This is a genomic window from Brevundimonas huaxiensis, assembly GCF_014218725.1.
Lineage (GTDB): Bacteria > Pseudomonadota > Alphaproteobacteria > Caulobacterales > Caulobacteraceae > Brevundimonas > Brevundimonas huaxiensis.
This window is the reverse complement of sequence record NZ_JABBJE010000006.1, coordinates 32,983-48,145: the sequence shown is the minus strand read 5'-3', so window position 1 is coordinate 48,145 and position 15,163 is coordinate 32,983. Positions and strand designations below refer to the sequence as shown.

At 65.3% G+C, this 15,163-nt stretch carries 13 protein-coding genes; 11 read left to right on the top strand and 2 right to left on the bottom strand.

Annotation, left to right across the window (positions count from 1 at the left end):
- Positions 1-155: 155 nt before the first annotated feature.
- The 5 genes from HF680_RS11910 to aguB all read left to right on the top strand — a co-directional run bounded on the left by HF680_RS11910 (position 156) and on the right by aguB (position 7,660).
- Entirely contained in the window at positions 156-1,310 is a 1,155-nt protein-coding gene (locus tag HF680_RS11910) for an OmpA family protein (protein WP_185225220.1), read from the top strand.
- A gap of 520 nt (positions 1,311-1,830) precedes the next feature.
- Entirely contained in the window at positions 1,831-2,961 is a 1,131-nt protein-coding gene (locus HF680_RS11905; RefSeq protein ID WP_185225219.1) for a capsular biosynthesis protein, read from the top strand.
- A gap of 172 nt (positions 2,962-3,133) precedes the next feature.
- The gene (locus tag HF680_RS11900; protein ID WP_185225218.1) at positions 3,134-5,647 is read left to right on the top strand and encodes a TonB-dependent receptor; all 2,514 of its coding nucleotides are present in this window, start codon (positions 3,134-3,136) and stop codon (positions 5,645-5,647) included.
- Positions 5,648-5,780: 133 nt separating this feature from the next.
- On the top strand, positions 5,781-6,800 hold the full coding sequence (locus HF680_RS11895) for an agmatine deiminase family protein (protein WP_185225217.1): 1,020 nt from the start codon (positions 5,781-5,783) through the stop codon (positions 6,798-6,800).
- Complete coding sequence (aguB, locus tag HF680_RS11890; RefSeq protein ID WP_185225216.1) at positions 6,797-7,660, top strand: N-carbamoylputrescine amidase; 864 nt, start codon at positions 6,797-6,799, stop codon at positions 7,658-7,660. The genes HF680_RS11895 and aguB overlap by 4 nt, the downstream gene beginning before the upstream one ends.
- A gap of 1 nt (position 7,661) precedes the next feature.
- Here aguB and HF680_RS11885 read toward each other — a convergent pair whose 3' ends face one another.
- Positions 7,662-8,402 carry an alpha/beta fold hydrolase gene (locus tag HF680_RS11885; protein ID WP_185225215.1) on the bottom strand — a complete coding sequence of 247 codons (741 nt, stop codon included), beginning with the start codon at positions 8,400-8,402 and terminating at the stop codon, positions 7,662-7,664.
- 71 nt (positions 8,403-8,473) lie between these two features.
- Here HF680_RS11885 and HF680_RS11880 point away from each other — a divergent pair, with 71 nt between their 5' ends.
- The 5 genes from HF680_RS11880 to rplT all read left to right on the top strand — a co-directional run bounded on the left by HF680_RS11880 (position 8,474) and on the right by rplT (position 12,295).
- A complete protein-coding gene (locus HF680_RS11880) occupies positions 8,474-9,436 on the top strand; it encodes a glycosyltransferase family 9 protein (protein WP_185225214.1) in 963 nt (320 codons plus the stop codon).
- A 125-nt stretch (positions 9,437-9,561) separates the two neighbouring features.
- Positions 9,562-10,083 carry a translation initiation factor IF-3 gene (infC, locus tag HF680_RS11875; RefSeq protein ID WP_026108595.1) on the top strand — a complete coding sequence of 174 codons (522 nt, stop codon included), beginning with the start codon at positions 9,562-9,564 and terminating at the stop codon, positions 10,081-10,083.
- 84 nt (positions 10,084-10,167) lie between these two features.
- Positions 10,168-11,472, top strand: coding sequence for an MFS transporter (locus HF680_RS11870; protein WP_185225213.1), 1,305 nt, complete (start codon positions 10,168-10,170; stop codon positions 11,470-11,472).
- 161 nt (positions 11,473-11,633) lie between these two features.
- Entirely contained in the window at positions 11,634-11,831 is a 198-nt protein-coding gene (rpmI, locus tag HF680_RS11865; RefSeq protein WP_003166435.1) for a 50S ribosomal protein L35, read from the top strand.
- 110 nt (positions 11,832-11,941) lie between these two features.
- Positions 11,942-12,295 carry a 50S ribosomal protein L20 gene (gene rplT / locus HF680_RS11860; RefSeq protein WP_017506327.1) on the top strand — a complete coding sequence of 118 codons (354 nt, stop codon included), beginning with the start codon at positions 11,942-11,944 and terminating at the stop codon, positions 12,293-12,295.
- A 91-nt stretch (positions 12,296-12,386) separates the two neighbouring features.
- Here rplT and HF680_RS11855 read toward each other — a convergent pair whose 3' ends face one another.
- The gene (locus HF680_RS11855; RefSeq protein WP_045811064.1) at positions 12,387-13,982 is read right to left on the bottom strand and encodes an ATP-binding protein; all 1,596 of its coding nucleotides are present in this window, start codon (positions 13,980-13,982) and stop codon (positions 12,387-12,389) included.
- A gap of 168 nt (positions 13,983-14,150) precedes the next feature.
- On the opposite strand from HF680_RS11855, the gene HF680_RS11850 reads away from it, so the two are divergent.
- Positions 14,151-15,125, top strand: coding sequence for a polysaccharide deacetylase family protein (locus tag HF680_RS11850; protein WP_045811063.1), 975 nt, complete (start codon positions 14,151-14,153; stop codon positions 15,123-15,125).
- Positions 15,126-15,163: the final 38 nt, after the last annotated feature.

Here is a 15,163-nt window from a genome sequence, read left to right as displayed (position 1 = left end):
AATCCGTCTCCTTTCGCAGGCGCCCAATGTGTTGAAACGGCGCCACAGTCGACACAATCGTAGCTCAAGCGCGGAACCGTGCGCCAGCCACGCCGTTCGGTCCCGTGAATGCTGTGCTATTGTGCAGCTTCGCGCATTCACACAGTGAGGAAGCTATGAAGCTCAAACTTCTCGCCTCTGTCGCCGCAGCTGGGCTGTTCGCAGCCGGAGCCGCATCGGCAGAACCCAATGGTTGGTACGGGGCGATCGACGCCGGTTATCAATGGATCGACGAGATCAACGCCGAATCGTCGACTACCAATGCCAACTGGAACTACGAAGTGAACGATGGCTGGGCGGCGTTCGCTCGCCTCGGTTATCGTTTCAACCCCAACTGGCGTGCGGAACTCGAAGGCGGCTATCGCTCGGGCGACGTCGGCACCGTTCGGGCCGTTTCGGGCACTCAGGGCGTCTGCAACTTCACCCCTGCGACGGGCGGTTGCTTCTCTCCTGAAGGCGACATCGAATCGATGACCCTGATGGCGAACATCATCTACGACTTCGGTTACGAAGCTTGGGGTATCCGTCCTTTCGTCGGCCTTGGCGCTGGTGTGAACCACGTCAAGACGGACATCACCGGCAACTTGCGCGCCAACCGCGGCGCCGTCTTCACCGCGGACGACACCTCGACCAAGTTCGCTGCTCAGGCGATCGCCGGTCTGGCTTGGGCCGTGGGCGACCGCGCCAACATCGACCTGACCTACCGCTACCTGACGGGCGACGCCAACTTCGCCTCGACGACGGTCGGCACGGGCGTGGGCGCCACGCAGTTCGGCGAATGGGACGGCGACTACGATCAGTCGCACACCGTGACCCTGGGTCTGCGCTACAGCTTCGGTGCGGAAGACGCTCCGCCGCCGCCGCCTCCGCCGCCTCCGCCCCCGCCGCCGCCTCCTCCGCCCCCGCCGCCCCCGCCGCCGGTCGCTCAGACCCCGATGCCTCGCCAGTTCGTCGTCTACTTCGACTGGGATCGCTCGGACCTGACTGCGGAAGCCCGTTCGGTGGTGACGCAGGCCGCCAACTACGCCAAGTCGGGTCGTCCGACGCGCGTCCTGATCGTCGGCTACACCGACACCTCGGGTTCGGCCGCCTATAACCTGGGTCTGTCCAACCGTCGTTCGCGCACCGTCGCGGACGCCCTGGTTGCTCAAGGCGTCAACGGCGGCGTGATCGCCCTCGACGGCAAGGGCGAAACCAACCTGGCCAAGCCGACCGCCGACGGTGTGCGCGAACCGCTCAACCGCCGCGCGACCATCGACATTAACTTCTAAGACCCGAAGGCGCGCCGGTGCGGTTCATCCGGCCCGGCGCTCCCGAGGTCATGAAGTTCGTCGATTTGACAACATCATGCCGCCGTCGCCCTTTGGGCGGCGGCGGTTTTGGTGCCGTAAAGCAACGCCAACCGTCCTGCGTTTCAAAATCCCCGGGACTTGAGCGATTTCAATTGATCGCGTCCAAACTGCGGGACACAAGCATGGCGATGATCCGTAATCACAGACATCTCGGTCGCAACCGGAGCGCAGCAATGCACGCCTCGGTGGCGGATAGAGGATAGGCGTGATGGTGGATTTGCGATCATCCTCCAGACTTCTGTCGGCAAGACGTCGGCGCAGATATCGGCTTCGCGGCGATGCGGTGCGTCCCGAGGTCCGTCCGAGATTGCAGGCGTCGCGGCCTTCGCACTCGGCGACGATTTCCGCTTTCCCGGCCAAAAGAAAGTTCGGTCCGACCGCCTTGGCGGGTCGTCGCTTCCTGATCGTTTCGGCGCCGTTTGGGCGATTCGGTGCGGTGATGGCCTCGGTTCTTGAGGCGCGGGGCGCCAATGTGAACCGCATGATCTTCAATGCCGGCGACGCGATGAACTGGCGTCGGTCCGGGGGCATTGTGTTCAAGGACACGGCGAAGGCATGGACCGAAGGGTTGATCGAGTTCGCCTCGGCGTTCACCGACATAATCCTGTTTGGCGAGGCCGGAGAGTACAACCGAGCGGTCCTAGCGGCGTCCGACCGTTTGCAAGCGCGCGTCTGGGTTTTGGAAAACGGCTATTTCCGTCCCGACTGGATCACGGTCGAGCGAAACGGCGTCAATGGTTCGAGCGCCCTGCCGCGCTTCAAGGGCGGCTATCCCGAGCCTGCGCCGCTGCTGCCCGAACCCTTTACGGTCGGAAAAATCCTGCCGCATCACGTCGCCAATATCAGCGCCTACCATACGGTGCAGGTAGCGGGAAAAGCCCTGTTCCCGAACTACACGGCGCCTTACGTGTTCTCGCCGCTCGACCAGTGCCTCGGTCACATCCGGCGCTATTTGAGCCTGGCGTTCAGACGGGCTGAAAACTGTGACGCCGACGTCATAAAGGCCAGGGGCGACTTCTTCATCGCGTGTCTGCAGCGCGAGGGCGACGCGCAGCTGCTGCGCTATTCGCGCTATTGCGACAACCGCGCCTTCCTCACGGCGGTGATCGCCAGTTTCGCCGCCAAGGCGCTGCCGAAGACGCGTCTGGTCGTGAAGAACCATCCGCTTGATCCCGGCCTGGTCAATCTGCGCGCCATTACGCTGCGTCTTGCTGAGCGGTATGGCGTCGCCGGCCGTGTCGATTTCATCGATGGCGGCAACCTTGCGGCCCTGTGCCGCGCCTCGCAAGGCATGGTGGTCAACAACTCCAGCGCCGCCTTGTCGGCGCTGGGTTTCCATACGCCGGTCAAGGTGCTGGGAGACGCCTTCTTCGATTTCGAGGGATTGACCGATCAGAAGCCGCTGGATGATTTCTGGCGCGCGCCGGAGGCGCCGGATAGCGACCTGTTCACACGCTTCCGTGCGCACGTGATCGCCCAAAGCCAGGTGAACGGCAACTATCATGAGCCGCACGCCATCGTGCCGACGGCGAACGGCGTCGCGGACATTTTTGAGCGGGCGTCAGCCTAGCTCAGCCGTCGCAGGGTGTGGCGCCCAGACCACCCTCCACCTCTGTCACATTGCTGTTACATAACTGTCGCCCAAGATTTCAACATCGGCCCTAGAGGGGGCTGGATTGCGACAGGCGATGGACGTCTGCCGCCCATAGGCCATCGGCGCCGTCCATCTGGGGATAGATGTAATGATTACTCGTAAAAGCCTGATTTGGGCGACTACCGCCCTTGCCGGCTCGCTGGCCTTCGCCGGCGCCGCCTCCGCCCAATCGACCGGCACCGAAGCGACCGAAGTTGGCGAAGTCGTCGTCACCGGGGTTCGCGGACAGCGCACCATTGAAGGTCTTGCAACCGCCGAGACTGTCGCCAAGACGCGCAACACCATTGGTCAGGAATTCATCGCGACCCAGTCGGCCGGCCAAACGATCCTTCAGACCCTCAATCTGACCCCGGGTCTCAGCTTCACCAACGCCGACCCCTATGGTTCGTCGGGCGGCAACATCCGTCTGCGCGGCTTCGACGGCAACCGCGTGTCGTTGACGTTTGACGGCATCCCGCTGAACGACACCGGCAACTACGCCACCTACACCAACCAACAATTGGACCCGGAGCTGATCGAACGCGCCTCGATCAACACGGGCTCGACCGACGTCGATAGCCCCACCGCCTCGGCGACCGGCGGCACCATCAACTACGTCACGCGCCGCCCGGCTGCCGATTTCGGCGGCTGGCTGCAAGGTTCGTTGGGCGACTTCAGCTACAATCGCATCATGGGCTTGATCGACACCGGAGCAGTCGGTCCGTGGGGCACCTCGGCCTGGTTCGCCGCTTCGCACCAGAAGTATGACAAGTTCAAAGGCATCGGTGAACTTGAGAAGACCCAGTACAACGCCCGCATCTATCAGCCGCTGGGCGACAACGGCGACTTCCTGTCGCTGGCCGCGCACTGGAATGAAAACCGCAACAACAACTACAATGGCCCGAACCTGGCCACCGCAACCGGCTTCTGCGACGTTGCGCGCACCCAGGTCTGCGTCAGCGACGTTGAAACCAGCCCGTTCCGCTGGGGCGTCGATTTCGATCGCACCTACACTGCACCGACGGTTCGTCCGGGAGCGGCGGATTTGGACAGCAACGGCGCCAACTACTGGGGTCTGCGTATCAACCCGTCCAACACCGGCAACATCCGCGGTCAGTCGCGCTTCACCTTGGCTGACGGCCTGATCCTGACGATCGATCCCTCGTTCTCCTACACACTGGCCAATGGCGGCTCGCAACAAACGGTGCTGGCCGAGAACGACCTGTTGCTGCGTGGCACCCGTACGACGGGCGGCGTCGACCTGAATGGCGACGGCGACATCCTGGACCGCGTTCGCGTCATGTCGCCTTCCAACACTCACACCCAGCGCTATACGCTGAACAGCTCGCTGATCTGGGATCTGAATGACCATCACCGCCTGCGCGCCGCCTATGCGCTGGACTGGGGTCGCCACCGCCAGACAGGCCTGTTCGGTCGCATCGACTTCTCCAACCCGACCAACCCGAGCTTCGTCGATGAGTTCGGCGGCCTGAAGGAAGAAGGAAACCGGGTCGTGAACCTGGATGGTTTCGCCCTGCGTTCGCGTGACCGGCTGTCCTATGCCGAACTGAACCAGTTTTCGGTCGAATACATCGGTCGTTTCCTGGACGAGGCACTGACGATCAACCTTGGCGTTCGTGCGCCCTTCTTCAAGCGTGAACTGAACCAGTTCTGCTATACCCAGAACGCCTCTTCGAACGTGCTCTGCACGTCCGAAGTGCCGAACGCGACGCTGGCCAACGGCAATGTGACCTTTGCAGGACGCGGGACCACCCAGTACATCACGCCGTTCCAACGCACGGTGAAGTACGACGACGTGCTGCCCAACGTCGGCGCGACCTACAAGTTCGGCGGCGCCCAATCGATATACGCCAGCTACTCGGAATCGCTGTCGGCCCCGCGCACGGACAGCCTGTATGCGACGACGCGTCTGGCCGATGGTTCGATCGGCAACCCGACGGTGCAGCCGGAGACGTCCAAGAACGTCGATTTCGGCTACCGCTACACGTCCGGCACCCTGATTGCCCAAGCGTCGGGCTTCTTCAACCAGTTCGACAACCGCATTGTCAGCACCTTCGAGCCGGACCTGGACCAGTTCGTCGATCGCAACGTTGGTTCGGTTGAATCCAAGGGTGTTGAAATCTCGGTGGGTTGGTCGCCGATCCAGGCGCTGAGCCTGTACGGTTCGGCCTCGTTCCTGGATAGCGAACTGCAGGACGACTATGTCTATGACCGTGCGGGCAACCGTCTGCAGACCAAGGGCAAGAAACAGGTCGAAACCCCTGAGCAGATGTATTCGCTGCGTGCGTCGTACCAGTTCAACGACGTCTTCTCGGCGGGCATTCAGGGCAAGTACACCGGCGAGCGTTGGGTCACCGACGTCAACGATCTGAAGGTCGACGCCTACACCGTGGTCGATCTGGACGCCCGATTCGACTTTGCTCCGCTGGGCTTCGAAGGCACCTATCTGCAGTTCAACGTCACCAACCTGTTCGACGAGCAGTACTACAGCACCCTGGGCACCCGCGCGTCGGGCACCCCTGGCCAGCTGGGTTATAGCCGCTCGTTCGCCGGCGTCGGCGCGCCGCGCACCATGATGGCGACCCTGCGCTACGCCTTCTAAGGCTTAAGCCAGACTGAAACGACGAAGGGCGGTCCGTTCGGGGGCCGCCCTTTTTCGTGGCTGACGTTGAAGTCGGGGGCGCTTGGGGCCATATGGCGCGGCTCCCAGTTCGGCCCTTGTTGAGGACGCCCGCATGACCGATCCGACTGCTGCCGCCATCCCCGCCGAATGGGCGCCGCACCGCGCCATGTGGGTGGGCTGGCCCAGCCATGCGGAATATTGGTTCGAGGCGCTGGAGCAGGCGCAGGACGAGGTCGAGGGTCTGGTGCGGGCCCTGGCCGGACCGGGGCGCGAGCAGGTCAAGCTGATGGTCGGCAAGGCCGAGGTCCTGGCCGACGCCCAGGCGCGCTTTGCGGGCGTGGCCAATGTCGAGGTCGTTCCCGGCGAGTTCGGCGACGTCTGGCTACGCGACACCGGGCCGATCTTCGGCGCGGGATCCAGGACGGCCGCCGCCTTCAAATTCAACGGCTGGGGCGGGAAATACGACATGCCGGGCGACGACCTAGTCGCGGGCCAGATCGGCCGACATGCGGGCGTGGACCTGACCTGGAACGACTTTGTCATGGAGGGCGGGTCGCTGGATCACGACGGGGAGGGGACCGTGCTGACCACGCGCCAATGCCTGCTGAACCCGAACCGCAATCCGGCCTGGAACCAGGATGAGACCGTCGCGGCGGCGGCGCTGGAGAAGGCGGTCGGCGCCAAGGTGGTGGTGTGGCTGGGCGACGGTTTGTTGAACGACCACACTGATGGGCACGTCGATAATCTGGCGCGGTTCGTCGCGCCGGGGGTTGTCGCCTGCCCGGTCGCCTGGGGGACGAACGATGTCAACGCCGACGTCTATGACGCGACGGCGCGCGATCTGGCCGCCGTGACCGATGCGGCGGGCCGGCGGCTGAAGGTGGTGCGCATCCCGTCGCCGGGCCTGGTGTTTGACGAGGACGAACGCCCGATCCCGGCCAGCCACATGAACTTCCTGATCGCCAACGGCGCGGTGATCGTTCCCACCTATGGCGATGCGCGTGCGGCCGACATGGCCTGTCAGGCGTTGAAGGACGCCTTCCCCGATCGCGAGATCATCCCGCTGCCGTCCAACGCCATCCTGACCGGCGGCGGCTCGTTCCACTGCATCTCCCAGCAGGAGCCCGCATGACCCGCACCCTCACCGTCGCCGGCATCCAGACCTCGTACGGCGAGGACATGCAGGCGAACATCGACAAGACCATCGCCCTCGTGCGCGAGGCGGCGGGGCGGGGCGCGCAGGTGATCCTGCCGTCGGAGCTGTTCCAGGGGCCCTATTTCTGCGTGTCGCAGGAAGAGCACTGGTTCAGCCAGGCTTATGAGTGGCGCGAGCATCCGTGTGTTGTGGCCATGGCGCCGGTGGCCAAGGACTTGGGCGTGGCCATTCCGGTCTCGATCTTCGAGAAGGACGGGCCGCAGTATTATAACTCGCTGGTCATGCTGGACGCCGACGGCGAGGCGCTGGGCGTCTATCGCAAGAGCCATATTCCCGACGGCCCCGGCTATCAGGAGAAATACTATTTCCGGCCGGGCGACACGGGCTTCAAGGTCTGGAAGACGCGCTTCGGCAAGGTCGGGGTCGGCATCTGCTGGGACCAGTGGTTCCCGGAAGCGGCGCGGGCGATGATGCTGATGGGCGCCGATGTGCTGATGTATCCGACCGCCATCGGCACCGAGCCGCATGACGCGACCCTGCATACGGCCGAGCCGTGGCGGCGCGCCATGCAGGGCCATGCGGTGTCGAACGCCGTGCCGGTCGTCGGCGCCAACCGGATCGGCCATGAGCGCGTGACCGAGGTCGGCCAGACCTTCTACGGCCATTCCTTTATCGCCGACCAGCAGGGCGAACTGGTTGAGCAACTGGGCGCCGAGGAGGAAGGGGTGCTGGTGCACCGCTTCGATCTGGACGAACTGGACAAATATCGCGCGGCCTGGGGCTTCTTCCGCGATCGCCGGACGGACCTGTATGGGGCGCTGACGGGTAAGGGCTGACCTAGCCCCGCATAGCCTCGACCGCCGCGACCAGTCGGTCGAGGTCCGCCGGCGTCGAAAGCCGGTGATCGCCGCCCTCGATCAGGTCCAGGCGCACGTCGCCGCCGGTCAGCCGTTCGACCAGTTCGACCTGATGTCGCCATGGCACGACGTCGTCGGCGCGGCCTTGCAGGACATGAACCGGCGCGGCGATGTCGATCGCGCCGTCCAGCAGCAGCCAGTCGCGCGCTTCCTCGAACATGCGCCGCGTCAGGACATATTCGCCCAGACCCTCCTCGACGATCAGGGTTTCGCCCTCGCGCAGGATGGCCTGCCGCTCGTGGTCCGCCAGGCCGGGCCACATCAGCCGTTCGGTGAAGTCCTGGGCCGGATTGACCAGCACCAGGCCCTTGATCCGATCCGGTCGCGCCAGCGTCGCCAGCAGCGAGACCCAGCCGCCCATCGACGATCCAACCGGAATGACCGGCCCCGACAGGCTGTCGATCAGGGCGACGGCGTCCTCGCGCCAGCGGCCGATAGTGGCCTGTCTCCAGTCGCCTGATGACTGGCCATGGGCGAAGTGATCGTAGCGCACGAAGTTCCAGCCGCGTTCGCGCGCGGCGACGTCCAGGGCCAGGGCCTTGGTCCCCTCCATGTCCGAACGAAAGCCGCCGACCCAGATCACGGTCGGGCCGTCGCCTTCGACGCGTTTGAAGGCCAAAGTTTCGCCATCGGGGCGGGACAGGTGCTGGATGTCGGTCATGGCGCCGTTCTGCCCGGACTTTCCGCCGTCGTCACCCTTGACCGCGACGCGCGATGGCGGAACACAGACCCATGTCCGCACCCCAGGTCCTGTTCGTCACCTCCAACCGCATCGGCGACTGCGTCATTTCGTCGGGCGTGATCCGCGAGATCGCGCGTCAGGTCCCGGGGGCCGAGATCACCGTCGCCTGCGGCCGGCCGCCTGCGCCCTTCTTCCGCAATGCGCCCGGCGTGGTGCGCACCATCGTGCTCGACAAGAAGAAGCTGTCCGGCCACTGGCTCGATCTGTGGAAACAGGTCGTCGGCACGCGCTGGGATCTGGTGATCGACATCCGGGGTTCGGCGCTCAGCTATCTGATCCCGGCGAAGCGGCGCATCGTCTATAACCGCTCGTGGGAAACCGGCCTGCGCAAGGTCGAGATGGTGTCGCGCCTGATGGGGTCGCCGACGCCGCTGGACCCCGAAATCTTCCTGGACGATCAGGCGCGGGCCGAGGCCGCAGCCGTGATCGATCCGCAGTTGGCGGGCGGCGCCGGTCCCGGTCGGATCATTGCGCTTGCGCCCATCGCGCACCAACCGGGCAAGAGCTGGCCCGCCGATCGCTGGGGCGCGCTGGTCGAAAAGCTGAAGGCCGAGCCGCGCTTTGATGGCTGGCGCTTTATGCCGGTGGGCGGATCGGGCGACCGGCCGCCCGCGACCCCGGCCTTGGAAGCTGCAGGGCCGCGTGGAATCGATTTTGTCGGCAAGGGCGACATCATGGCCTCTGCCGCCGCCATTGATCGGGCCGATCTGTTCGTCGGCAACGACTCCGGCCTGATGCACGTCTCGGCCGCGCTGGGCCGTCCGACCCTGGGCCTGTTCGGTCCGACGGAGTGGTGGCTGTATGGACCGTGGGGCCCCAAGACGCGAACCGCAGCGTCCAACGAGACCCGCGGCCAGTTCGCGCCGATCGAGGATCTCACGGTGGATCACGTCTTCGACGCAGTGTTGGCGCTACATGACGCCTATATCGGCGAAACGCCTGCGAACCCTTGAAAAATCGGGGCTCGCGGAGCATATTGCCGGCCTTGAGGGGAACGTGGCGATCGCCGCGTGCATTCGCTCATCACGACATACGCCTTCTCTGACCACATAAGGAAACGACGCCCATTCGCCGTCCCATGCAAGCGCCACCCGTGAAAGACGGGCCGCGTATGAACCAGGATATCCGCGCCCCTCGCGTTCTGCTCATCGACCAGAACGGCGAAAAACAGGGCGTCATGCCCACTTCCGCCGCTCTGGAAGCCGCCGAGGAAGCCGGGATGGACCTGGTCGAGATCGTCTCCACCTCCGAGCCGCCGGTGGCCAAGATCCTCGATTACGGCAAGCACCGTTTCCAGGAGCAGAAGAAGAAGGCCGAGCAGCGTAAGCGCCAGAAGGTCGTCGAGCTGAAGGAGATCAAACTCCGTCCGAACATCGACACCCACGACTACGAGGTGAAGGCCAAGGCCATGCACCGCTTCTTCGACGAGGGCGACAAGGTCAAGGTCACCCTGCGCTTCCGCGGCCGCGAAATGGCGCACCCCGAACTGGGCATGAAGTTGCTGAACAAGGTCCAGGCCGACTTCGACGAAATCGCCAAGGTCGAGTTCGCGCCCAAGATGGAAGGCCGCCAGATGATCATGATCCTGGCTCCGCGCTGATCGCGATCCATCGCTGAAAACCAAACGCCCTGGTCCCGCGACCGGGGCGTTTTTCTTTGCTGGAGAAACGGCTAAGCGTAGGCGATGACGAACGCCGATACGGTCGCTGCGCGCACCCAACCGCCCAAGCTGAAAACACCGGCGCTGGCTGTGCTGTTTGCGACGGTGTTCATCAACCTGGTCGGGTTCGGGCTGGTGGTGCCGTTGCTGCCGTTCTTCGCCCAGAGCCTGAAGGCCGAGGCATGGCAGATCACGTTGATGTTCTCGGCCTATTCGCTGGGGCAGTTCTTCGCCGAGCCGTTCTGGGGGCGGCTGTCGGACCGGATCGGACGAAAGCCCGTGCTGTTGATGACCCTGATCGCCAATGCGCTGGGCTATCTGATGCTGGCCTTCGTGCCCAACATCTGGCTGGCGATCGCGGTCAGGCTGTTCACCGGCCTGGGCGCGGGCAATATCTCGACGGTTCAGGGGTATGTGGCCGATGTGACCCCGCCCGAGCAGAGGGCCGGGCGGATGGGTCTGATCGGCGCCGCGTTCGGCCTGGGCTTCATCGTCGGGCCAGGGCTGGGCGGATTGCTGACGCAGCCGCAACTGGGGCGGCTGGGCTATCAGCTGCCGATCTTCCTGGCGGCGGCGTTGGCGGCGGTCGCGGCGGTCGGCGTCGTCGTCTTCCTGCGGGAGAGCCGGGCCAAGGCCGATCCCGCCGCCCCACGGCCAGCCTTCCTGGCGGGGCTGAAGGCGGCGCGCGACAACGCGGTGGTGTCGCGCGTGCTGGTCGTGACCCTGATCTATATGGCCGGGTTTTCGGCGATGGAGAGCGTGTTCGGCCTGTGGTCCGAGAGCCGCTATCATTGGGGGGCGCGCGAGGTGGGGCTCAGCTTCATGATCGTGGGCATCGTCTCGACGCTGAATCAGGGGTTCTTCGCCGGGCGGCTGGCGCGGCGGTTCGGCGAATCGCGCGTGCTGGCCACCGGCATGCTGCTGTTTGGAACCTCGCTGGTGTTGCAGGTGCTGGCGCCGGTCGCGTGGTTTCCCGCGACGCGGCTCGAGCTGGGCGCCCTGACGATCCCGGTCGTCCAGGGCTGGATCATCCCGATCGTGATGGCGATCGGCGCGTGCGGCATGTCGCTGGCCATGCCCAACATCTCGGCCATGATCAGCCGCGCCTCGCCGCCGGATCGGCAGGGGGCCATGCTGGGCCTGAACATGGCCTCCAGCTCGGTGGCGCGCATCTTCGGGCCGATGATCGCGGGCGCGCTGTTCTCGGGGCTGGGGCATGACTGGCCCTTCGTGATCGGGGCGCTGCTGACCCTCCCGGCGGCCCTGATGGCGATCAACGCTGGACGCGTCATTCGCAGCAGCGAGGGCGGCGTCAAAACCCCGGCCTGACTCGTCTTGCAATGGCGGCGCTCTTCACGTAGAAGCCGCGCCTTCGCGTACCGAACCGCCAGGCGAACAGGCATGCCTGGGCGGTTCTTAAACTCTGGAGAGATACCTCCCACGGGCTCAAGCAGTCCAAGGGCCGGTCGCCCTCCAAAAAGGAGACTGAAATGCCGAAACTGAAGACGAAGTCGGGCGCCAAGAAGCGCTTCAAATTCACGGCCACTGGCAAGGTTAAGGCCGGCGTTGCGGGCAAGCGTCACCGCTTGATCAGCCACAACTCGAAATACATCCGCCAGAACCGCGGCACCTCGGTCATGGCCGACGCCGACGCCAAGAAGATCAAATCCTACATGCCGTACGCCTGATCGGCGCACTGCACGCAGACGATCTTTTCGCACTGAATTTGAACCACAGTCCCTCAAGCAGCAAGCCGCCGCGCGGCGCGCGATAGGGACTTCCCGAAGGGAAAAACATCATGGCTCGCGTTAAACGTGGCGTAACCTCGCACGCCAAGCACAAGAAGGTTCTGGAGCAGGCCAAGGGCTTCTCCGGCCGCCGCAAGAATACCATCCGTACGGCCAAGGCCGCCGTCGACCGCGCCGGGCAATACGCCTATCGCGACCGTCGCGCCAAGAAGCGCAACTTCCGCGCCCTGTGGATTCAGCGCATCAACGCCGCCGCCCGTCTGGAAGGCTTCACCTACAGCCAGTTCATCAACGGCCTGAACAAGGCCGGCATCGAACTGGACCGCAAGGTTCTGGCCGCGATCGCCGCTGACGCGACCGGCTTCAAGGCCGTCGCCGACAAGGTCCGCGCCGCCCTGGCTTAAGGGCCGCGCTCAAGCCGCGAGCGATCGCGTCGCGAGCGTAGCGCAACAAGAATGACGCCCGCTCCGGTTTCCGGGGCGGGCGTTCTTCGCTTCAGGCTGCCTTGAGGACCTGCGATGCCTGGCTCTGCGCCAGCACCATGCGGATGGCGTTCAGCAGGGCGTCGGGCTGGATCGGCTTTTGCGCCACGCCGTTCATGCCGGCGGCGATATAGTCCAGCTCGTCGCGCTCGTCGGCGTTCGCCGTCAGGGCCAGGATCGGCAGGGCGCCGGCCGGATCGGGCAGGGCGCGGATAGCCCGCGTCGCGGCGACCCCGTCCATCACCGGCATCTTGATGTCCATCAGGGCCAGGTCGAACGGACGGGCCATTACGGCGTCCACCGCCTCCCGCCCGTTCTCGGCCATCTCGCAGGTGCAGCCGAACGTCTCCAGCAGCTTGCCGGCGACGAAGCGGTTGGTGGCGTTGTCGTCCACCACCAGCACATGCAGGGTGTCGTGCGGGGTCGGCTCGGCCATGGCGGGGGCGGGCGCCGCGCTCTCGGTCGCGACGCGCAACGGCAGGCGCACCTGAAAGCGCGCGCCGCCCTGGGGCGAGGCGCCCAGCGAGATCGCGCCGCCCATCCGTTCGGCGATCTGTCGGCAGATGGCCAGGCCCAGGCCCGCGCCCGCGCCCTCACGCCCGGCCTTTCCGGTGTTGAAGGGATCAAAGATGGTCGCGGCCGCCGCCTCGGGCACGCCGGGGCCGCTGTCGTCCACGGTGAAGATCACCTCGCCGTCGGCGTGGCTTTCGATCAGGGCGACGACCTCGCCTTTCAGGGTGAACTTCAGCGCATTGCCGATCAGGTTGTTCAACAGCTGCTTCAGCCGCATCCCGTCGGCCTGAACGCAGGGAACGGCCAGGTCTGTGCGGATGGTCAGACCGAGCGATTTCTCGTCGGCCCGCGCGCGCCACAGGGCGTCGATGTCGAAGGCGACGGCCGACAGGTCCAGCGGCTCTTCCTCCAGCGTCAGCATGCCGGCCGAGGCGCGTGACATGTCCAGCGCGTCGGTCAGCAGCCGTAGCAGGCTCTGGCCCGAATCGATCACGGTGCGGACGTAGGGGCGCAGCTCTTCCTGCTCCAGCTTCTTGTCCATCAGGGCCGCGACGCCCAGCACCCCGTTCAGGGGCGTGCGGATCTCGTGGCTCATCACCGCCAGAAACTCGGACTTGGCCCGGCTGGAGGCGACGGCCTCGGCCTCGGCCAGCGCCAGGTCGCGGGCCAGGGCGCTCATTTCCTCGGCCCGCTGGCGGTGCAGGGCCGCGCCCGCCTGAACCACCTGCAACGCTGTGCCGACGCCGACGTAGCGGCCGCCCGCCACCACGATGAAGCCGGTCAGCAGGGCGCCCAGTTCGGCGGCCCCGTAAGCCTGGAAGAAGGCCTCGGCGCTGGTCGCCGCTTCCGCCACCGGCGCATTGCGGTCCATCAGGCTTTCGGCGGGCCTGCGGGCATACAGGGCGCGTCCGAACTCGGCCGCCATCCTCAGGGTGAAGGCGTTGCGTTCAATGATGCCGAGGGGTCGGCCATCGTCGTCGACGACAGCCAGGGCCAGGGTGTTCGGCTCGGTCTGGAAGCGCTCGAACACATCTGCGCCCGGCGTGGATGGCGCCACGGGCGCGATCAAGTCGACGAAATCACCGATCAGCGGCATCAAGGTCCTCGCTAGTCCGGAGGCCTGATTAGACGGTGATATTTAACGCCAGCTTTGCCGTTCATGAACCTTTCGCGGCGGGTTTTCGACAGTCGATCCGTGGGCGGATGGAAAGTCGCTGTCGCGCCGCATATTCCCTCGCGGCCGCGGCTTCGATAGCCTTGCCGCATGATGCGCACCCTGATCTGCGGCCTGGTTGCCGCCCTCGTTCTTGTCACTCCCGCCGCCGCGCAGGACCGACGCGTCGCCGTGACCTTCGACGACCTGCCGTTCCAGACCGATGCGGCGACCCTGTGCGATCCGGCCCGCCTGATGACGATCACCCAGGATTTCGTCGCCATGCTGAAGCCGCTGGATACGCACGGCACAGCCTTCGTCAACGCGGGCAAGGTGTGCGAGGCCGAGCGCGCCACGATCCTGCCGCGCGTGCTGAACGTCTGGCTGGACGCTGGTCTGGACCTGGGCAACCACACCAACACCCATCTGAACATCCACGCGACGACGGTTGAGGCCTATCTGGCCGACGTGGACGCCGGGGCGCCGATCGTTCGGCAGGCGCTTGAGGCGCGCGGCAAGACCCTGCGTTGGTTCCGCCACCCCTATCTGTTCACCGGCGAGACGCAGGCGAAGCACGACGCCATCGCCGCCGGCCTGGCCCAGCGCGGCTATACGGTCGCGCCTGTGACCCTCGACAACAACGACTGGATGTTCGCCGACGTCTATCGCAAGGCCGAGCAGATCGGCGATCAGGCGCTGATGCAGCGCATCGGTCAGGCCTATGTGGCGCATATGGCGACGGTGCTGGATTTCTTCGAACCCTACAGCGCCGAGGTGGCGGGCGGGCGTGAACCGGCGCAGGTGCTGCTGCTGCACGCCAACACCCTGAACCAGGCCTGGTATCCGCAGATCCACGCCCTTTATCTGGCGCGCGGCTATCGCTTCGTGCCGCTGGAAGAGGCGCTGGCCGATCCGATCTATCAGCACCCTGACACCTATGTCCGCGCCAACGGAATCTCCTGGCTGCATCGCTGGATGCAGACCGACGGCCGGCCCATCCGCTGGGAGCCGGAACCGCCCGCCTGGATCGTTGCGGCCAACAAGGCGCCGGCGTCGGAACTTCAGGCCATCGCATCGGCCCCTTGAAGGGTGACGAACGCGCGCGAGAACGCTAAGGCACAGCG